Source organism: Marinobacter sp. B-12 (assembly GCF_056857915.1).
This window is the reverse complement of the sequence record NZ_JBSXOB010000062.1, coordinates 121303-140143: the sequence shown is the minus strand read 5'-3', so window position 1 is coordinate 140143 and position 18841 is coordinate 121303. Positions and strand designations below refer to the sequence as shown.

General features: G+C 58.4%; 17 protein-coding genes. 10 read left to right on the top strand and 7 right to left on the bottom strand.

What is annotated here, in order from left to right:
- Window positions 1–533: 533 nt before the first annotated feature.
- The 3 genes from AC13D2_RS16880 to AC13D2_RS16870 form a co-directional block, all read right to left on the bottom strand.
- Window positions 534–1859: an FAD-dependent oxidoreductase gene (locus AC13D2_RS16880; RefSeq protein WP_482938933.1), complete on the bottom strand. Its 1326-nt coding sequence runs from the start codon at window positions 1857–1859 to the stop codon at window positions 534–536.
- Window positions 1860–2001: 142 nt separating this feature from the next.
- Complete coding sequence (locus AC13D2_RS16875; protein WP_300493119.1) at window positions 2002–2505, bottom strand: copper chaperone PCu(A)C; 504 nt, start codon at window positions 2503–2505, stop codon at window positions 2002–2004.
- Window positions 2506–2533: 28 nt separating this feature from the next.
- On the bottom strand, window positions 2534–4501 hold the full coding sequence (locus AC13D2_RS16870; RefSeq protein ID WP_273063453.1) for a metallophosphoesterase family protein: 1968 nt from the start codon (window positions 4499–4501) through the stop codon (window positions 2534–2536).
- 106 nt (window positions 4502–4607) lie between these two features.
- Here AC13D2_RS16870 and AC13D2_RS16865 point away from each other — a divergent pair, with 106 nt between their 5' ends.
- The gene (locus tag AC13D2_RS16865) at window positions 4608–5612 is read left to right on the top strand and encodes a glycosyl transferase family 90 (protein WP_273063455.1); all 1005 of its coding nucleotides are present in this window, start codon (window positions 4608–4610) and stop codon (window positions 5610–5612) included.
- Between the two features lie 51 nt (window positions 5613–5663).
- On the top strand, window positions 5664–6404 hold the full coding sequence (locus AC13D2_RS16860) for a tellurite resistance TerB family protein (RefSeq protein ID WP_300493125.1): 741 nt from the start codon (window positions 5664–5666) through the stop codon (window positions 6402–6404).
- A 5-nt stretch (window positions 6405–6409) separates the two neighbouring features.
- Here AC13D2_RS16860 and AC13D2_RS16855 read toward each other — a convergent pair whose 3' ends face one another.
- A complete protein-coding gene (locus tag AC13D2_RS16855) occupies window positions 6410–6982 on the bottom strand; it encodes a histidine phosphatase family protein (RefSeq protein WP_273063458.1) in 573 nt (190 codons plus the stop codon).
- 120 nt (window positions 6983–7102) lie between these two features.
- Between AC13D2_RS16855 and AC13D2_RS16850 the strand changes: the two genes are divergently transcribed.
- From AC13D2_RS16850 to AC13D2_RS16820, 7 genes are all read left to right on the top strand, one after another.
- Window positions 7103–7555, top strand: a complete 453-nt coding sequence (locus AC13D2_RS16850; RefSeq protein ID WP_273063460.1) for a YaiI/YqxD family protein — start codon at window positions 7103–7105, stop codon at window positions 7553–7555.
- 76 nt (window positions 7556–7631) lie between these two features.
- Complete coding sequence (locus AC13D2_RS16845) at window positions 7632–8594, top strand: hypothetical protein (RefSeq protein WP_273063461.1); 963 nt, start codon at window positions 7632–7634, stop codon at window positions 8592–8594.
- A 105-nt stretch (window positions 8595–8699) separates the two neighbouring features.
- Window positions 8700–10490, top strand: coding sequence for an ABC transporter ATP-binding protein (locus AC13D2_RS16840; protein WP_292048255.1), 1791 nt, complete (start codon window positions 8700–8702; stop codon window positions 10488–10490).
- A 99-nt stretch (window positions 10491–10589) separates the two neighbouring features.
- Complete coding sequence (locus AC13D2_RS16835; RefSeq protein ID WP_300493130.1) at window positions 10590–11363, top strand: ABC transporter ATP-binding protein; 774 nt, start codon at window positions 10590–10592, stop codon at window positions 11361–11363.
- Window positions 11353–12285 (top strand): iron-siderophore ABC transporter substrate-binding protein, encoded by a 933-nt coding sequence (locus AC13D2_RS16830; RefSeq protein ID WP_292048252.1) that lies wholly within the window; start codon window positions 11353–11355, stop codon window positions 12283–12285. The genes AC13D2_RS16835 and AC13D2_RS16830 overlap by 11 nt, the downstream gene beginning before the upstream one ends.
- Entirely contained in the window at window positions 12275–14305 is a 2031-nt protein-coding gene (gene fhuB, locus AC13D2_RS16825) for a Fe(3+)-hydroxamate ABC transporter permease FhuB (RefSeq protein WP_300493133.1), read from the top strand. Before AC13D2_RS16830 ends, fhuB begins: the two co-directional genes overlap by 11 nt.
- Before the next feature lie 319 nt (window positions 14306–14624).
- Complete coding sequence (locus AC13D2_RS16820) at window positions 14625–15752, top strand: PQQ-dependent sugar dehydrogenase (RefSeq protein ID WP_421910374.1); 1128 nt, start codon at window positions 14625–14627, stop codon at window positions 15750–15752.
- 38 nt (window positions 15753–15790) lie between these two features.
- Here AC13D2_RS16820 and AC13D2_RS16815 read toward each other — a convergent pair whose 3' ends face one another.
- Complete coding sequence (locus AC13D2_RS16815; protein ID WP_292048251.1) at window positions 15791–16204, bottom strand: GFA family protein; 414 nt, start codon at window positions 16202–16204, stop codon at window positions 15791–15793.
- 123 nt (window positions 16205–16327) lie between these two features.
- Between AC13D2_RS16815 and dkgB the strand changes: the two genes are divergently transcribed.
- Entirely contained in the window at window positions 16328–17137 is an 810-nt protein-coding gene (gene dkgB, locus AC13D2_RS16810) for a 2,5-didehydrogluconate reductase DkgB (protein WP_292048249.1), read from the top strand.
- On the opposite strand, the gene AC13D2_RS16805 is transcribed toward dkgB, so the two are convergent.
- Window positions 17106–17792 carry a DUF6064 family protein gene (locus AC13D2_RS16805; RefSeq protein ID WP_292048247.1) on the bottom strand — a complete coding sequence of 229 codons (687 nt, stop codon included), beginning with the start codon at window positions 17790–17792 and terminating at the stop codon, window positions 17106–17108. The genes dkgB and AC13D2_RS16805 overlap by 32 nt on opposite strands.
- Entirely contained in the window at window positions 17792–18715 is a 924-nt protein-coding gene (locus tag AC13D2_RS16800; RefSeq protein WP_300493138.1) for an aldo/keto reductase, read from the bottom strand. The genes AC13D2_RS16805 and AC13D2_RS16800 overlap by 1 nt, the downstream gene beginning before the upstream one ends.
- Window positions 18716–18841 lie beyond the last annotated feature (126 nt).

Here is an 18841-nt window from a genome sequence, read left to right as displayed (position 1 = left end):
GCGAACCATTAGAGCATCCCCAACGATTACTCATGCTGTAATCACGACCTTCAGTCCAAAAATAGCCGAGTAGAATTTCTCTGCTTCTGAGGGGGTTCTGCCGCTATGTTGGTAACTATGCGTTTTACAATCATTACGGCTCCCAAAGACTGAATTCATTTCGCTCTGGTGAGGCTGAGAACAAAACTCCGGGGCATTTCTTCCCCCGAAATTTTCCGCAGATTTCACGTAAGAACATTAACCCAAAAACCTCGGGCTTTTTCTACAGCCTCAACGCCAATATTCAGCGGCGGCCTTTGCGTAGCGAAGCGGAGAAAACGCCGCCCGGTGGAGGCCGAAGGTCGGAATCCACTCCCAAACCTTGTTCCGCCGGCTCATACCACTCTAGCATTACATACAAAAAGGTCACGCTGGCCACAAAAAACCCCGAAGCTCATCACTCCGGGGCTTTCTTGGTCGCTGGTGTTACAGCGTCGCTCTACAACTTACATCTCCACAAACGCCCCACTCCAAATTTGTTAGAGCACGCTTGCTCAGAACTTGAAATTACTTCTATCCACCCGCTCTCGGCCAAACCCATAGCCAACAATCTTTGCAGGAATATTTCTGAAGCGCCTGAATCGAGATAACCAGCGCACAAGAGGCGGTATCTTGGGAAGTTCCCTGGTAGATTCAAGGGTGCCGGAAACCACTCGATTTTGCGCGATAATCTGGAGTGTTTGCAGGCGTTTCGTCGGTTTTTCCCGACGACGCTGCACCTCGGAGAGGGCATTTTTATCGAGTGGCCTGTTCTCGCGCCGCGTTTTTGCGATTACGTTTGCGGCTGCAACGGCGTCCTGAATCGCTAAATTTATTCCAACACCACCAATGGGCGACATGGTATGCGCGGCGTCGCCGATCAGTAATGCACCCGGAACATGCCAGCGCTCAAGGCGATCAACGCCCACGACTAACGTTTTTACTTCATCCCATGATTGAATGGAATCGCACCGCGCTTTTAGCTCGGGGGCCAGCGATGCGACAAGGCGACGAAACTCTGAAATCGGCTGTTCCCGAAGTTCCGCGTCGCTGCCTTTGGGCACCACGTAGGCGATTTGCCAGTAATCGCGCCGATCAATCATGACCATCATATGACCGGCTCCTAGCACCGCCTCTAAACCACCGGCATCGGTATCCTCTCGCGGCAATCTAAACCAGAGAGCATCCATGGGCGCCCCCAGATCCGTGACTTTGAGGTCGAGGGCTTTTCTTACTGTGGAGTGCCGTCCATCACAACCGACGACAAGAGCAGCACGAACTTCCAGTGCTCCGGCTGGAGTCGTTGCCATTACTCCATTAAAAACACCGGACTCTATAATTACGCTGGTCACTTCACAGTCAACAAGCAGTTGGAATGACGCGTATTGCTTCGCCTCCTTTGCCATAAAATTCAGAAAATCCCATTGCGGTACCAACGCCAGATAATCAAACGGTTTAAGACCACGAAAGTCCATCAGGGGTAGCACTTCGGTCCCGATATGGAAGGCTGCGTCTTGAATGTGATGCTGTGGTATTGCATCGAACTTATCTTTAAGGCCGCAGTCATTCAGCACTTCCAGCGTCGAGGGATGCACCGTGTCACCACGAAAATCGCGAAGGAAATCCGAGTGTTTTTCCAGCACTATGACTTCCACGCCCGAACGGGCGAGTAGATAGCCAAGCATGATTCCGGCCGGACCGCCCCCCACAATGCATATATCGGTACAGATATTATTTTTGTTCGTCATCAAATAGGCCTGCTGAGTGGGTAATCCCCTGTTTTCAAGCAGTTCTAAGAATGCCTGAAATCCCAGGGACAGCTCCCGAAGGTGAGCCCCCATTTGTCTGCATCCTCGACAAGAGAGCGAGGTGTTGTTGCACAAGGAGATCAAGGCCAAAGCGCTGGATCGCGCCGCCTATTTCATGCTTTCTGCCTGACAGCCTGTTATACGAACTTGATCGCAATACTCTTGCCCACATCGGTTAGTGCCCGGAATGCTCCATTTCATTATCTTCCATCTTCATGTCCCCATCCAGAGGCGCCACCTGTAGCAGTACATCCATCTCGTCCGCTCCGTTAAAAGTCATCGTTAGCGGCACGCGCTCCCCTTCCTTCAGCGGCCCATCCAGCTTTTCCAGCATCAGGTGGTAGCTGTGGGGTTTGAGTTCCACAGTTTTGCCAGCGGGGATGATCAGACCGTTTTTCAGGGGCCGCATGCTCATGGTGCCGTCGGTCATGGTGCTTTCGTGGATGGAAACGTTCTTTGCGCGTGGTGTGGTGGCGCTGGTGAAGGTGATGTCTTTTTCGCTGTGGTTGGTAATCACCATATAGCCAACGCCCATGGGCACACCGGGGGGAGTCGGGCGGCTCCAGGGGTGGTTGATGGTCAAGGTGTCTGAGGCGTGATCATGGGCGAAGGCCGGAGTGACGATCAGGGTACTGCAGGCGATCAGGGCGCTGGCGGCCAGTTTTTTGAGTGGGTTCATATTCCTTTTTACCTCATCAATGGTTGTTTCAATGGGCGTCGTCAGGGCCGTGGCGTTCCGGTTTCAGGAACCGTGTACCGCCAGAACGTGAATTCAGTTGCTGGATGTCGGTTGGAGCACCAGTTTCATCCAGCTCCACCAGGCCGATGCCGGCGTTGTTCCACAGCCGTTCACCGGCATCGCGCCCATCGGGCAGCCTGGGGCTCACTCGCATGCGCCGGCGCTTGGTAAACCAGTTCAGCGGTGACCAGGGCGCGTACAACCAGCGATTGACCCTATCCAGCCACTCCAAAAGGGTATGAGGGAATTCGTTCTTGATGCCACTGCTGGTGATCTGCCAGATTCTGGGCCGTTCCGGCCGGTGCCGCAGTCGAACATCGTAGACGAAGGAGTAATGTACGTCACCCGAGAGAATTACAAAGGTTTCGGGTGTGCGTGAGTGTCCGAAGATATTGAGCAGCACGTTGGCGCCGCCACGGTGGGCCATCCAGTTCTCAGCGTCCACCACCAGGGGTTTGCCGAAGAAAGTGAACACACTCTGGATGGCTTCGATCAGCTTTACGCCAAACATGGGCGCGGGCGACACCACAATAACAGCTTCTTCGCCCATCACATCCTGCTGGAATTCGGTCAACGCCTCCCAGTCCAGCAGGCCGGAAGGCCGCGCCCGGTTGATTTCGCTTCGCCATCGGCGGGTGCGGGTATCCAGCACCACCACTTTAGGTGACGTTTGCAGGGTGTAGTGCCATTGCTGGAACTGCAACAAAGCATCAATCAATTGGTCCTGCCCGGTTTGGTCGAGCACGCCGCCCTGCTCCGCCGAGCCGGCCAGCTCCTTGATGGCGGGCATGATGTCATCAAACGCATCGGGGTTGTTGCCCCACCCCTGACACAACAGATAAGCCACCAGGGCATTGCCAACGATGCGTCTGGAAAACGGGTGTTCATAGGTGGTGGTTTCCCAAAGGGCAGACAGGTTCCAGTCGTCCGTCACGTCGTGATCGTCAAAGATCATGTAAGTGGGCAGGTGCGCCAGCGCCCGGGAAGCTCGTGGCAAACCAGCGACGAAGTCATCGATGGCGGCCCGCTGGTCCTGAAAAACGGTGACGTCCTCGGAAGCCAATGCGGGCTGGTCCAGTTCAACAAGCTCCCAGCACACAGGTGACCACATCAAGAGGTACATGGCCATCACTTCATTGAAAGAAATCAGGTGGTTATGGGCACTGGCGGTGGTGAACACCGGTTTGCGTACGCCACCAAAGAATCGCTCAATCAGCGCTTCATTGCTACGCACATCCGGGAGCAGCTTTTCCCGGTGGAAGTAGGTGTCTGCGTTTTCCCGTAGGCTTTTGCTATCGCTGACCGAGCCGCCGGTGAGCGTTTCCTCATACAAACCCAAACGGTCGATAAGGTGGTGTATGGCCCGCAGCATGGGGCCAGCCACGTCGTCGGCGTAAATCTGGTCGCCGGTCATCAACAACAATGCTGGCCTCTCGGCGATGTCGCCCTGGGCCTCCAACAGGGATTCGTCCACTCTCACCAACCCGTCAGCAGCGGCCGAATGTGGCCTCCGGCAGGAGCCATGGGCGAGACGGTCCAGTCGTTCCCGAAGGCTAAAATCGGGGCGATCTGTATCGGGCAGGCACAGGTGAGGCGCCCAATCCCGTATCCAGGATTCCTTGCTGCCCCTGGCGTCTGACGCTTCAGCCAACACACCCAGGTCGTAGCCGATTCGGGTATTCACCGGTAAGGCATCATCCGTTTCCACATCGATCAAATACAGGTAGGCAGAGGTGCCGAACCGCACCCGGGTGACGTCTTTCTCTGTCAGCACCCGATCCATCCATGGCTCATCCGCGCCCTGTAGATACAGGCGCAATCTCAGAGAGAGCGCACAAGAGCCGACCAGCCAGAGCGTGAGCCGGTTGAAAGTCGTGTGCCGAAGAACGGGCCCGGCCAGTACCGGCGGCAGGGACTGTGAAGACCGCTCACTCATTTAATCCTCCTGACACACTTTGATGTTTTATTGATGTTTACCTGACATTTCCTTGAACCTTGCCCCGCTACGGTAGGGGCGTCTCAACCAACGTCCGGTGACAACGATGCGAGTCGGTGACAATTTTTCCAAGAACCTGCACAAACTGGGTTACTACTCCGGGAATGCAGTACGCTCCCTAGTTCCCCGAGCTTACTGGCAGCGCCAGTGCGATCTGCTGATGTCAGCCTACGAGGCAGAAATACCCGAACGCAAGGCCGCCATCGACGCCCGGGTTGCCTACTACAACCGAATGTCTTCACCGTTCAGGCTGCCCTTGTCCGCAGAACGCGCCGGCGACTTTAACTTTGCCGGTAAGAGTAGCGCCTACTGCTTCGATTTTCGCAACCTGATCCAGTGCTTGCCCCGTGACCGCAAAGTGGATTACCAGTTCGGAGACATCACCGAGATTCCCGATGAGCCACGCTTTGTGAAAAGTCGGCCCATTCACCGCGATGCCACCAATCGCAATTCAGTATTACTCAAACTCAACTCGGTTCGGCATTACCAATTTGTTGAGGACCTAACCCCATTTCGCCAGAAGAAGCCCATCGCGGTTTGGCGCGGCAAGTCCAACCGCCAGCACCGTATCGAGTTCGCCAACCGTTTTATGGACCACCCCTTGTGCGATATTGGCTGCACCCACCACAAGGAACCCGAGGCCCAGCCCTACCACAAGCCCTTCATGAGCATTGAGGAACAGTTGCAACATCAGTTCGTGGTGAGCGTGGAAGGCATTGATGTGGCGACGAACCTGAAGTGGATCATGGCCTCCAACTCCCTGTGTCTGATGCGCCGACCCCGTTTCGAAACCTGGTTTATGGAAGGCGCACTGGTGCCCGGTTACCACTACGTGGAACTGGCGGATGACCATTCCGACCTGCCAGAGAAAATTGGCTACTACCAGAAGCACCCCGAGGAAGCGGAGGCGATCATCGCCAACGCCAACCGGTATGTTACAAAGTTTTATGACCAACAAATGGAACAGACTATTGCACTGTTGGTGATTCAGAAATACCTTCAACTGAGCGGACAGGAGGTGTACGACCTCCCACGTCTAAAGGCCAGTTGAACAGGTCGACGGTTGTTTGCGGGTCTTTACAACCGGACCAGGAGTGCACAGATGAACGCCATGAACATTCTTAACCAGTTGATGAAGCAGGCCTCGGGCGGCCAGGGCCAGCCCGGCAAGAGTGGTGGAACCGACGTCAACCGTATGGTTGGCGAGCTGGCGTCGCAGTTCAAGGGCGGCGGTTCCAAAGGCTCTGGCAGTGGTGGCATTGATGTTAAGAGCCTGCTCGGCGGTGGTGCCCTTGGGCTCATGGTGGGCTCGAAGCGTGGCCGAAAAATGGGGGGAACGGCGTTAAAATACGGCGCCCTGGCCGGCGTTGGCGTTCTCGCCTGGAAGGCCTATCAGAATTACCAATCGCAATCGTCCAGCCAGGCTGCAACGCCAGCAAACAACGCCCAGGAAGGCCAGCCACTGGAACAACTCCAGGGTAGCGCCCAGGAACAGCGCGGGCTGGAAATACTTCAGGCCATGATCATGGCGGCCAGGGCCGATGGCCACGTTGACAATAATGAACGTGCGATGCTGACCCAGGAAATCGAAAACCTGGGCCCGGACGACGAACTCCACGCCTGGATACAGCAGCAATTTGACGCACCACTCGACGCCAACACCCTGGCCCGCAACGCGGATTCCCCCCAGGCCAGCCGGGAAATCTACGTGGTCAGCGTTGCCATGATTGACGACCAGAACCCTATGGAACGCGCCTGGTTGGACCAACTGGCCAGCGCCCTGAAGCTCGAACCGCCCCTGGCGGCTGAGCTGGAGCGCCAGGTGCTGAACGCGAACCGCTAAACCGACTAATCCGTCGGTGACACCCTCGCCAGTATCGTCGGGTTATCCGACAACGGCAGTGCAATCACCACCCCCTCGTTCGACGAGGGGTATATACCGGTCAAAGCCGTGATGTTGACTTGGTGTGATACCAGTACCATCGGCGGCCCGGGCTCCATGCCGTTCACTATAGCAATGGTCTGCTTGGTCCGCATGTCGGCCTTGTCGCGATTCCGGAAAAACGAATTCAGCGATGGCCACTCCGTCACCTCCCCCATACCCATCCCGGTAGCGGTGTCCATACAACGGCACCACTGACTGCTGAACACCCGCGCCTGTTCAATGCCATGCTCCACCAAATAGGGTTTCCACGCCCTCGCCTGCTCGCGGCCCTCGGCATTCAGGTTTCGCTGCGTGCTGCAATCGTCGACATCAAAGTTGGCAGGGTCGCCGGTTCCCGGTGCCAGGGCGTGTCGCAACATTAATACCGCCCGCCCCTCGCGAAGCGCGCTCCAAGCCCCTGACTCATTGTCAGCGGCAGCCACCGGTGATGAAAGGAACACGCTCAGAATCGCTATCAGAAAAAACCGACCGGTCATGACCAACGCCTCCCTTTTTCAATACAGAAACCTACCAAGTCATACGTGATTGAAACCTATCAGGCTCACGGCAACAGAAGGTAAACTTCACTCAGCGCCAAACCAACAAAGGAACCAACCATGCCAATCTGGGTCGACGCCGACGCCTGCCCCGTGCCCATTCGGGAAATCCTCTGCCGCGCCGCCACCCGCTGGCAGGTCGATACCACCTTCATTGCCAACCACGCCATTAACCTGCCCCCGAGCCCCTACATCAAGCGCCGGCAAGTACCCCAAGGCTTCGACGTGGCCGACAACGACATCATCGACCAGATGGAGACAGGTGACCTGGTGATCACCCAGGACATCCCCTTGGCCGCCGAAGCCATCGAAAAAGGCGCGGACGTGTTCAACCCGCGCGGCCAGGCTTTCACCAAGGAGAATATCCGCCAGCGCCTGGCCATGCGCAACTTCATGGAGGAAATGCGCAACGCCGGCCAGGTTACCGGTGGCCCGGCACCCTTCAGCCAGACCGACCGCAAAGAATTCGCCGATAAGCTCGACCGCTGGCTGCAGAAAAATAAAAAACGGTAATCGGACGGACTGGCAATCACGCAGACAGTCGTTCAGGGTATGGATTAGCCATTTACCGTCAGCCGGGAGGACGATCATGAGCCAGAAACCCGCCGATTTGGCCCGCCTTGAGCGCTACGGCGAAGGCACCTGTGAGTACACCCTCGCCATCATTACGGACGAAGATCATGCCTCCCAGGTGGAACTGGGCGACGGCCAGACCGCCTGGAAGTCCACTCTTCGGTACGACAAGCTTTATCGTGACGTGCACCCGGACAGCGGAAAAGTCCGTTATCGCCTGGAAGAAATACCCGAGGATCAAGGCGGCGAACACCACCTGATCAGTCTGATTGCGGAAGGCGGCCGAGGCGCGGAATTCTCCGAATTGGTGCATTTCGGCCAGCGCTTGGTCACCTTTGACGACCGCACCGGCCTGGTGTGCGAGATCCGTAACCAGAACCAGCTCGTTCCCCGCCATATTCTGATGACCGGCAGCGGGGACGAGAAGTTCAAGGGCTTTAAAAGCGAGTGGGCTACCTTAAAAGGCGACCACATGATTGTCGGCAGCCACGGCAAAAAGCCCCAGGAAGAATGGATCAAAGTGCTGGACCGACAGTACGCACTGAGCAGCATCGACTGGCGTGAGAACTATCAGCGCATGCGCGATGCCCTGGCAATCGGGCCGGACGGCTATGTGATCCACGAGGCCTCGGAATGGCACCCCTATCGTAAGGAATGGCTGTTCTTCCCCCGCAAGATTTCGACGGAACCCTTTGATGAACCGGTTGACGAGCGGGAGCGCGGTGCCAATACCCTGGTTATCGCCGATGAGAATTTCAGCAACATACGCACACTCACGATTGGCGAACGAGTACCGGAACGGGGAATTTCCTCATTCAAAGTCATTCCGGGCTATCCCAACGAGTGCGTCGGTCTGAAAAGCGTGGAAATCGGCGACCACACGGAAACCTGGCTGTTCTGTTTCAATCTGGACGGAGAGGTTTTGCAGGAAGACACCCTGGTAGGTCGATATAAATGTGAGGGCGTGGAGATTCTGTAGCTGAAGGTTCCCCGCGCTTTGGCGGGGCTTCCTGATAATGATTCTCTTTGAACCGACACATAAATCCGCTACCCTTGCCGCTTTCTGGCGCAAGCGGAGCGAACCATGACACAGTCATCCCCCCACACCACCAGCAGCTTTGCCGCCTTGGGCCGACTGCTGAAATACGCCCGCAGTTACCGCCGCCAGATCATTGCCGCCACCACCTGTTCCATCATCAACAAGCTGTTCGATATCGCGCCGGAGATCCTGATTGGTATCGCCATCGACGTGGTGGTGAACAAAGAAGAAAGCTTCGTGGCCGGCCTGGGCTTCGAGACTGCCCAGGAGCAGATCACCATTCTTGCGGTCCTTACCTTCTTCATCTGGGCTGGCGAATCCATTTTCGAGTACCTGTTCCAGATCCTCTGGCGCAACCTTGCCCAGCGCCTGCAGTCCGACCTGCGGCAAGACGCCTACGAGCATGCCCAGAAGCTGGACATGAGCTTCTTTGAAGCCCGCAGCTCCGGGCAACTGGTCGCCACCATGAACGACGACGTCAACCAGTTGGAGCGTTTCCTGGATGGCGGCGCCAACGCCATGATTCAGGTGGTGGTGACCGTCGTTGCCGTGGGAGCTGTGTTTTTCGTGTTGTCGCCACTCATTGCCCTGTTGGCGTTTACGCCCATTCCGCTGATTATCTGGGGGGCGTTCTACTTCCAGCGCAAGGCTGGCCCACTATACGCCGACGTGCGTGAGAAGGTCGGCGACCTGTCCAGCCGGTTGGCCAACAACCTGGGCGGCATTGCCACCATCAAGAGTTTCACGGCCGAGAACCGGGAAGCAGAGCGGCTGAAAGCCAGCAGTGAAGCCTATGTGGATGCCAACCGCCGGGCCATTCGTATCAGCTCCGCGTTTATTCCGGTGATCCGCATGGCCATCCTGGCGGGATTCCTGGCCACCTTTACCGTGGGCGGCATGATGGCCCTGGAAGGCTCACTGAATGTGGGCGCTTACGGCGTGCTGGTGTTTTTGACGCAACGCCTGCTGTGGCCTCTGACCGGCCTTGCGGAAGTGATCGACCTGTTTGAACGGGCTATGGCCAGCACCCGTCGCATTCTGGACTTGCTGGCTGAGCCGGTTCGCGTGCGGGACGATTCCGGCCAAACACTGGAACAGCCGGTGAAGGGCGAAGTCACCTTCGAGGGTGTGAGCTTCCACTACCCCTCCAGTGGTGCCGGTATTGATGACATTTCTGTATCGGTCCCGGCCGGAAACACCCTGGCACTGGTCGGGGCGACGGGCTCCGGCAAGTCCACACTGATCAAGCTGATGTTGCGTTTCTATGATCCTGCGGGCGGCCAGATCCGCATTGACGGCCAGCCCATCCAGTCCGTCAGTCTGAAATCCCTGCGGGAGGCCATCGGCCTGGTCAGCCAGGACGTGTACCTGTTTGAAGGCAGCATCCGTGACAATCTCGCTTACGGCTCCCCCGGTGCCAGTGACGAACAGATTTTCGAGGCAGCCAAAACCGCAGAGGCCTGGTCATTCATCGAGGCACTGCCGGATGGGCTGGCCACCGCCGTGGGTGAACGCGGGGTTCGGCTGTCCGGTGGCCAGCGCCAGCGCTTGTCACTGGCCCGTGCGCTGTTGAAAGATCCTCCCATCCTGGTGCTCGATGAAGCCACCAGTGCCGTGGACAACGAAACCGAGGCAGCCATACAGCGCTCCCTGAAACGGATCGGGCACAATCGCACCGTGATCATGATCGCGCATCGGCTGTCCACCATTGTGGATGCGGATACCATTGCCGTGGTAGCCGGCGGGCGCATTCTGGAATCCGGCCGCCATGAGGAACTGCTGGAGAACAACGGCCCCTATTCCGCGCAATGGCGCGTACAGACCGGTCAGGCGTGACAACCAGGCATACATAGCCAATCACGCACTGCCAAGCGCATATTGATAGTAATTCGCATTTAGATTATTCTGCAGGCCCTCAGACCCATGGGAGCCTGCATGTCTGCGTTCTTCGAAGTATCCAGCCTGGGCGTGCACATTGGTGACGCTGCCATCCTTAACGACATTAACATCGAGTTTCGTGAAGGCGAGGTCACTGCCCTGCTCGGCCACAATGGCTCCGGCAAGTCCACGTTATTGAAAGTGCTGGCCCGCCAGACGCCGCCCTCTTCGGGCAATACAAGCCTTCTTGGCAGCTCATTCCGGACCACCGGCGCGCGGGAATTCGCCCGTACGGTCGGTTACCTGCCGCAGCATCCACCGGGCACCGACGGCCTCACCGTACGGGAACTGGTTGCCCTGGGGCGTTATCCCTGGCGTGGACCGCTTGGTCGCTACAACAGCGAAGACCACCAGTTCATCGACCAGGCCATACACGATACCGGGCTCGACCACTTCCAGCACCGCTCCGTGGACACGCTTTCCGGCGGGGAACGCCAGCGCGCCTGGATTGCCATGCTGCTGGCTCAACAAACCCGTTGCCTGCTGCTGGACGAGCCGATTTCCGCCCTGGACGTAAAGCATCAGGTGGAAACCCTGCGCCTGGTGCACCGTCTGGCCGAAGAGCGTGAGCTGACCGTGATTGTGGTACTGCACGATGTCGACCTGGCCGCTCGCTTCTGCGACCGCCTGGTGGCCCTTAAGGGCGGTCGATTGATTGCGGACGGCAGCCCGCGCGACATCATGGATTCGGGAACCCTGGAATCCATTTACGGTGTACCAATGGGTGTAATGGAGCGGGCGCCCGACCAGTGGGTTTCGTATGTCCACTGAGTGTGTCGCCAGAACCCTGATAGCCATGATTTTCATTGGTGCCCTGTCTCTGCCTGCCAGCGCCGGCACCTGGCAGCATGAAGGCGGCACCCTCACCCTGGACGATCAACCTGAGCGGGTTGTTGCCCTGAATTGGGCCGCCACAGAGGCGTTGCTGTTGCTCGGCGTAACGCCCGTCGGCGTCGCTGACCGGGATGGCTACGACGTGTGGGTGAAGGAGCCAAAGCTTCCCGAGGATGTTCCCAATATCGGCACCCGAGTCGCGCCCAGCCTGGAAGCCATTGCCGAACTGAAACCGGACTTGATCGTGACGAGTTCGGAAATGGCGCCCGCCGCAAAACTGCTGGAGCGTATCGCCCCGACTTACGTCATCAGCGTTTACAAAGAAGGCAGCCAACCCTTCGAGAAAGCCAGTGACATGCTGACCACCCTTGGCGAGATGCTGGGCCGCGAGAATCGCGCCGAATCGATTCTGACGGACATCGGCGCCACTCTGGAAACGCAACGCCGCCGACTGGAAGCGGCGGGACTGACAGAACGGCCGATTGCTCTGGTCAATTTCATGGACGCCCGCCACGTTCGTATTTACGCCCCCAACGGTCTTTACCAGAGTGCCCTGAGTGCCCTCGGGCTGGAAAACGCCTGGCCTCGTCAAGGCAACTTCTGGGGCTTTTCAGTGGTCGGCCTGGAGTCCATTGCCCCCTATGAAGACAGCCGTATCGTAGTGATTTCGCCCACCGCCCCCGGGCTTGCTGACACCCTGGCCAGCAGTCCGTTCTGGACACACTTGCCGGCGGTCAACCGCCACCAGGTTTATGAGATCGGCGCCATCTGGCCGTTTGGCGGTGTTTTTCCGGTGAAACGGCTGGCCACCATGCTGACAGAGAGCTTGCTGGCAGGAGGCTCTGATAATGTACGCTAGCACCTCCGGCATGCCTGCCTCCCGGCCGGTTATGCCCGCCAGGCTGCCCATCGCCGCCATACTCCTCTGGCTCGGAGCGTTACTTGCCAGCGCTGCTCCCTGGCTCAACCAACTGGATGCCGGTGCCGTGTTGTCAGCGTTCTGGGCTTTCAATCCGGATAATTATTCATCGATTCTGGCTCACTTCAGTTGGGCACCGCGTGTATCCATCGCCATTCTGATTGGCTGCGGCCTGGGGCTGGCCGGGGCTGTTACCCAACAGGTGCTGGGTAACCCGCTGGCTTCGCCCACCACGCTCGGTGTGGAAGCGGGTGGCCAATTCGGGGTGACCGTTGCCACACTGTTCGCGCCCGGGTTGCTGGCCTTCAGTCCGGATCTGGTGGCCATTGCCGGTGGCCTGATTGCCATCGGTATGGTCATCGCCCTGACGTGGCGGCTTGGCTTCTCACCCGTCACGGTGATCCTTGCTGGCCTTGTCATCACCTTCTTCCTGGGTGCCCTTAACATGGCCTTTCTGCTGCTCAAGGGTGAGTGGCTGGGCAATCTCTTCATCTGGGGCGCCGGCTCCCTGGTACAGAACAACTGGGGGCCGTTCATGGAGCTCTGGCCCCGCGTATTGGTGATTTCGGTGCTGATATTGCTGCTGATGCGCCCGTTGCAGGTGCTGCAACTGGGGCAGTCGTCCGCCAGTTCACTGGGCGCCAGGGTCGGGCTTATTCGAGCATTGGCTCTGTTCCTGGTGGTACTGATGACGGCAACGGTTGTCAGCCGGGTGGGTGTCGTGGCCTTTGTGGGGCTGGCAGCGCCAGTACTGGCACGTTTGCTGGGCGCACGTACATTCGCCAGTCGCATCCTGTGGAGCACGCTCATGGGCGGCGGGCTATTACTTCTGGCAGATACCCTGGCGCATTGGGCTTCAACCTGGGGCGATGGCTCTCTGGTGCCCACGGGAACCACCACGGCCCTCATTGGCGGCCCCATAATCCTGCTGGCATTACAGGGTTTCAGAAACACCCATCACATGCCCGGGCAGGAATCCAACCTTGCAGGCTTCCAGCCCCGGCGACGCGCGCCTTTACTGGTCAGCAGTATCGTGGCCGGGCTGATCGCAATTACCGTGGCCGTTTCCATGGGTTGGTCCCCGGGCCTGGATGGCTGGAGTTGGACGCCTGTCACTCAATGGGACGACGCCTGGGTGTGGCGCGGCCCGCGCCTGTTGGCGGCCATGCTCGCTGGGGTCGCATTGGGGCTCGCCGGCACGCTGATTCAGCGGATGACAGGGAATCCCATGGGAAGCCCGGAGATGCTGGGCATCAGCGGGGGCGCCGCGCTGGCCATGGTTCTGATCGTGCTCACCGGCGCAGATGTGGGCCGGGCCGGGCAGCTTGGCGCTGCAACCCTAGGTGCTGCCGGCGCACTTGGGTTATTGATTCTCCTGGCCCGCAAGCATCAATTCGCTGGTAACCAGCTACTGTTGGGCGGCCTGGCCCTGTATGTATTCATGGATGCGGGGCTGAGATTGGTCATGGCCTCCGGCGGCACCGTCGCTTCGCAATTGCTGAACTGGATGTACGGTTCCACCTGGCTGGTCTCTGAAACCGAAGCGTTTGGCCTACTGGGATTCATCGTTCTCATCTGCGGCCTGTTGGCGCTGATTGTGCGGCCCCTGACGCTCTTGCCCCTGGGAGATACTTCAGCATCGTCTCTCGGGCTTCCGGTCACCAAAGCCCGCCTGCTGTTGCTGCTGCTTGCCGCGGTACTGACTGCGTCGGCTACGGTGGTGATTGGCCCTCTGAGTTTCGTGGGCCTGATCGCACCGCACCTGGCCAGGGTACTGGGGCAGCAAACCGTTGGCAGGCAACTGATCGTGGCCGGGTTGGTGGGCGGCCTTCTGTTGGCCCTGGCGGACTACCTGTCGCGCATTGTGGTCTTCCCTAACCAGTTGCCGGCGGGCTTGCTGGCTGCGCTGGTTGGTGGCGTCTACTTCCTGTGGGGGTTGAGCCGCCACGGAAGGCCCTAGCGGCGACTGGCGGCTACCAGAGCAATAAAATGCTGGCCAGGATCAGAATAAACACACCGGCGCCGGCCGCCAGTTTCAACCCTTCAATCGCTTCCTCTTCCGGGGTCATGGTACGTCTCTTTGTGTCCATGGGTATGGATGGTTCCCGTTGATATTAAGGCCACTGTACACGACACCCACACAAATGTTAATAGTTCTCATTAACGTTTTGGTAACATCCCAGTCGTAATGTCATCGCCTGATACTGGCGGCCATTCCGTTCGTATCAACTGCTAGACTTTATCGATACAGGAATAATCTGGCAGAGGGAGAGCATTTTATGAACCGACTCGGCAACATGGTGACTCTACTGGTGTTGGCCGGACTGACAGCAGCCGGGCCAGCCTTCGGTAAAACGTTCACCTCAGACAAAGCCGAATTTCGACTGGATATGGTCGCGGAAGGCCTTGAACATCCCTGGAGCCTTGCCTTTCTCCCTGACGGCTCACAGCTGGTGACCGAGCGCGAGGGCCGGCTACGCCGAATCAAGAATGGTGAATTGCAGGACAAGCCGATTGCCGGTGTCCCCGAACTGGTGGTTTCCGGCCAGGGTGGCCTGCTGGATGTGATCCTGCATCCAAACTTCGAAAACAACCGCACCCTGTTCCTGAGTTACGCCCACAAAATCAGCCGCGAGGGCCTGACGACCAGAGTGGCTCGTGCAACGTTAGACGGCGACCGGCTGTCAGACGTCGAAGTGATTTTCGAGGCCCTCCCACGAGGCAACACCAGCCGTCATTTCGCCGGCCGCATGGAATTTGATCGCGATGGCAATCTGTACGTCGCGGTGGGCGACCGGGGTGAAATGGATCGTGCCCAGACCACCGACGACGATGCCGGCGGCGTTCACCGCCTGACCGTTGACGGCGACCCTGCACCGGGCAATCCGTTTGTCGACGACCCAACGGTGAATGACACCTTCTTCACCTACGGCAACCGCAACATCCAGGGTATGACCATTCACCCGCAAACAGGCGACATCTGGAGCCATGAGCACGGCCCCAGGGGTGGCGACGAGATCAACATCCTCCGTGCGGGCAACAACTACGGCTGGCCAGACGTCACCTATGGCATCGACTACTCCGGGGTGCCCATTACCAGCGAAACCACCATGAAGGGCGTGACAGACCCGCTGCACTATTGGGACCCGTCCATTGCCCCCTCAGGCATGGCATTCTATACCGGTGATGAGTTCCCAAAGTGGCGGGGAGATCTGTTTGTAGGTGCCCTGAAAATGCAGAAGCTGGTGCGCCTGAGCATTGAGAACGGCACGGTCAGGGAAGAAGAGGACCTTCTGGAAGACCTGGGTGAACGCATCCGCGATGTGCGAATGGGGCCCGACGGTGCATTGTGGCTGTTGACGGACGCAGACAACGGCAAGGTCTACCGGATAGTGTCGGCAGAATAGTACCGGCAGACTAATCCGACGACGAGATCAACGAAGCGTCAGTGAGGATCGTTGGTTCTCTCGGTTTTCTCGAACTGCGGGGTATTGTCGGTGATGGTGAACCAGTCCGACTTGGAACCCACATAAACGTGTGACGCCGGCCCCTTTTCCAGAGGCTCATTGATCACACCCACCCGCAGGCGCAGAATACCGGGGATGGCGTCCACGCGGCTGTAAAGCTGGCTACCGCATCTGGGGCAGAACCCGCGATACTTTCCCGGCCGGGACTCGTATTCACGGATCAGGCCCTCACCCGCCGTAAAACGGGTGCGGATTTTCTGGATCGGCGCACTGGCGGAAAATGCGCTTCCGTGGGCCCGGCGGCACTGGCTGCAGTGGCATAGGGCAATCGGCCCCAGCGGACCGTCGTATTCAAGTTTTATATCGCCGCACAGGCATTGCCCTGTCAGCATAACGTGACCTCAACCATGGTTTCGCTTGCGTGTTCCGAAGGCCGGTATGATAACCACCCGCCACTTGAAGAACCAGCAGACGGCCACCACATATAAGTCACAGCGTTCACGAAGGAGGACACTATGGCATTCAGCACACTTCCGAACATCGGTATGGGCACATTCCGCCTGAAGGGCAACGATGCACGAGACGCCGTGAAGAGTGCCCTTTCCCTTGGCTACCGGCATATCGATACCGCCCAGATGTACGGGAATGAGGCTGAAGTGGGCGATGGCATTACCTCAAGCGGTATTCCACGACGGGAAGTTTTCCTGACGACAAAGGTGTGGCACGACCAGCTCCAGCACAGCGACCTGATCAACAGCCTGCACGACAGCCTGTCGCGCCTGAAGACCGACCATGTCGACCTCACGCTGATTCATTGGCCATCGCCGGGCGACGCCATCCCCATGGAGGAATACCTGGGTGCGCTGCGCGACGCGCAACGCGAAGGGCTAACCACCCACATCGGGCTGTCCAACTTCACCTGCGCGCAAATGGACAAGGCAAAGGAAATACTGGCTGACACGGCAATTTTCACCAACCAGGTGGAAGTGCACCCGTTTCTGGCCAACCGCAAGGTGGTGGAGCATGCCCAGAAGCTGGGCATTACCGTAACCGGTTACATGCCGCTGGCCGTAGGCAAGGTAATGGACGATGAAACCCTGGCCCGCATTGGCCGCGAACACAATGCGTCTGCTGCGCAGATTGCCATTGCCTGGGTTGCGTCGAGAGGGGTGATACCGATTCCGTCGTCAACCCGGCCCAAGCACCAGAAGTCCAACCTGGACGCGCTGAACATAACGCTCAGCGAGGATGAAATTGCGGAGATTGACGGCCTCGACCGTGATGAGCGAATCGCTAATCCGGATTTCGCGCCTGCCTGGGACTGACGAAGCAGGCCATTGCCGCCAATACCAGCGTGGTACCCGGAATGACCGCCAGCACCCAGGTGCCCAATGTCCAAAGGGTGCCCACGCTGAACAGTGACCATATCAGTGGTAGTAGTAGAAACAGCCACCGCACCCGGCGGGGAAACAGCAGCATGCAGGGCACCGTGCCCAACGCCGTAACGTCCGGCGTAACAGCGAACAGCGCCGCGGCGTGGCCATTGCCGGTTTGAGCGACGGCGATGAGAGGCGACAACCCCATCAACGCGACCCAGCCAATGCCCATCAGCCTGCGAGACCATATCGGCCGGTTCGGTGCCGCGCTCCAGGGCCAGAACAGGGACGCCACCGTCAGTAATGCGCCCTGCAGGACAAAGGCCCAGCCGAACCAGATGGCCGGCAGATTGATCGGCCCATAGTAATGCATCAGGAAGCCAGCCCCGCTCCATAGCCATGCCGCGGCTACCAGCAGCAGTGCACCGCGCCTAGCCATAGCGTCCCCACGTACCAGTAGGGCGCCAATCGCAATCACCATCACCACCGCAGCACCCTGCCATGGCCAGGTGTCCTGGTTGATGCGAACAAAGAGCCGAAGAAACACCTCCGGCCCGAACATCAGGAAATCCGACAGGGAATAGCTGAGCCAGTTGGTCTCCATCACAGCCCTGCGACATAGGCCGCCATTCGGCGACGTTGTTTCTCATCCGGCAAAACACCGTATAGGGCGCCCATGTTCTCCTTCATATGCTCAACGCTGGTGGTGGCCGGAATGGCACAGGTAACCGCCGGATGGGAAAGGATGTACTTCAGGAAAAACTCCGCCCAGTTGCGACAGCCCACCTCACCGGCCCAGGGAGGCAGTGCTTTGGACTGAAAGCGTCGGAACAGTCGCCCGCCCTGGAAAGGCCGGTTCACAATCACGGCGATCCCGCGTTCCCTCGCCAAAGGCAGCAGTCGGCCTTCCGCCTCCCTGTCCAGCAGGTTGTAGGTCAGCTGCACAAAGTCCAGCGGTTCCGTCTCCATGATGCGTGCAAAATCCCCGTGCCTGCGGCCATGGGAGGTGGTGATGCCGATATAGCGAACGTCGCCATCGGCTTTCATCTGCTGCAGCGTTGCCAGGTGTTGCTGCCAGGCCACCAGGTTATGGACCTGCTGCAGGTCAAACCGCTCAATGCCCCACTTCCTGCGGGATTCCCGGTCCTGTTGTCGGGTTGCATCGCCGTCTCCGGTCCAGATCTTGGTGGCAGAAAACGGTTTGTCACGGGCGTTGAGGGTGTCCAGCGCCTCGCCCATCACCTCTGCCGCCGAGCCGTACATGGGTGAGCAATCCACCAGGGTGCCACCGAGATCGAAAAAGGTTTTCAGTACCTCGGTACGCTGATCCGTCAAGTACTGGTCACCACCGACATTGAAGGTACGCCAGGTACCCATGCCAACGGCTGGCAACCGTTCGCCGGAGGAAGGGATGGGATTCATGATCGCATTCCCCATTGGAGCCGCCATCAGCGCAGGAATTCGACATGAAAGACCTGCCGCGGCCATGGCAGCCAGAAAACGCCGTCGAGTCAGTTCGCGATCCATACCCACTCCATTTTCTGTTTCCATCATACTAATCAAGAGGTTGTACAAATGCTAACCAGTTGATTAGCATGGACGCTTACATCCGTTAACAAAAACGCAATATAAACAACGCCCCTACTGGCATTT

What these genes read in the sequence shown, in the direction of transcription:
- AC13D2_RS16880 (WP_482938933.1), bottom strand. Translation starts at nt 1,859, where the DNA reads ATGGGGGCTCACCTTCGGGAGCTGTCCCTGGGATTTCAGGCATTCTTA.
- AC13D2_RS16875 (WP_300493119.1), bottom strand. Translation starts at nt 2,505, where the DNA reads ATGAACCCACTCAAAAAACTGGCCGCCAGCGCCCTGATCGCCTGCAGT.
- AC13D2_RS16870 (WP_273063453.1), bottom strand. Translation starts at nt 4,501, where the DNA reads ATGAGTGAGCGGTCTTCACAGTCCCTGCCGCCGGTACTGGCCGGGCCC.
- AC13D2_RS16865 (WP_273063455.1), top strand. Translation starts at nt 4,608, where the DNA reads ATGCGAGTCGGTGACAATTTTTCCAAGAACCTGCACAAACTGGGTTAC.
- AC13D2_RS16860 (WP_300493125.1), top strand. Translation starts at nt 5,664, where the DNA reads ATGAACGCCATGAACATTCTTAACCAGTTGATGAAGCAGGCCTCGGGC.
- AC13D2_RS16855 (WP_273063458.1), bottom strand. Translation starts at nt 6,982, where the DNA reads ATGACCGGTCGGTTTTTTCTGATAGCGATTCTGAGCGTGTTCCTTTCA.
- AC13D2_RS16850 (WP_273063460.1), top strand. Translation starts at nt 7,103, where the DNA reads ATGCCAATCTGGGTCGACGCCGACGCCTGCCCCGTGCCCATTCGGGAA.
- AC13D2_RS16845 (WP_273063461.1), top strand. Translation starts at nt 7,632, where the DNA reads ATGAGCCAGAAACCCGCCGATTTGGCCCGCCTTGAGCGCTACGGCGAA.
- AC13D2_RS16840 (WP_292048255.1), top strand. Translation starts at nt 8,700, where the DNA reads ATGACACAGTCATCCCCCCACACCACCAGCAGCTTTGCCGCCTTGGGC.
- AC13D2_RS16835 (WP_300493130.1), top strand. Translation starts at nt 10,590, where the DNA reads ATGTCTGCGTTCTTCGAAGTATCCAGCCTGGGCGTGCACATTGGTGAC.
- AC13D2_RS16830 (WP_292048252.1), top strand. Translation starts at nt 11,353, where the DNA reads ATGTCCACTGAGTGTGTCGCCAGAACCCTGATAGCCATGATTTTCATT.
- fhuB (WP_300493133.1), top strand. Translation starts at nt 12,275, where the DNA reads ATGTACGCTAGCACCTCCGGCATGCCTGCCTCCCGGCCGGTTATGCCC.
- AC13D2_RS16820 (WP_421910374.1), top strand. Translation starts at nt 14,625, where the DNA reads ATGAACCGACTCGGCAACATGGTGACTCTACTGGTGTTGGCCGGACTG.
- AC13D2_RS16815 (WP_292048251.1), bottom strand. Translation starts at nt 16,204, where the DNA reads ATGCTGACAGGGCAATGCCTGTGCGGCGATATAAAACTTGAATACGAC.
- dkgB (WP_292048249.1), top strand. Translation starts at nt 16,328, where the DNA reads ATGGCATTCAGCACACTTCCGAACATCGGTATGGGCACATTCCGCCTG.
- AC13D2_RS16805 (WP_292048247.1), bottom strand. Translation starts at nt 17,792, where the DNA reads ATGGAGACCAACTGGCTCAGCTATTCCCTGTCGGATTTCCTGATGTTC.
- AC13D2_RS16800 (WP_300493138.1), bottom strand. Translation starts at nt 18,715, where the DNA reads ATGGATCGCGAACTGACTCGACGGCGTTTTCTGGCTGCCATGGCCGCG.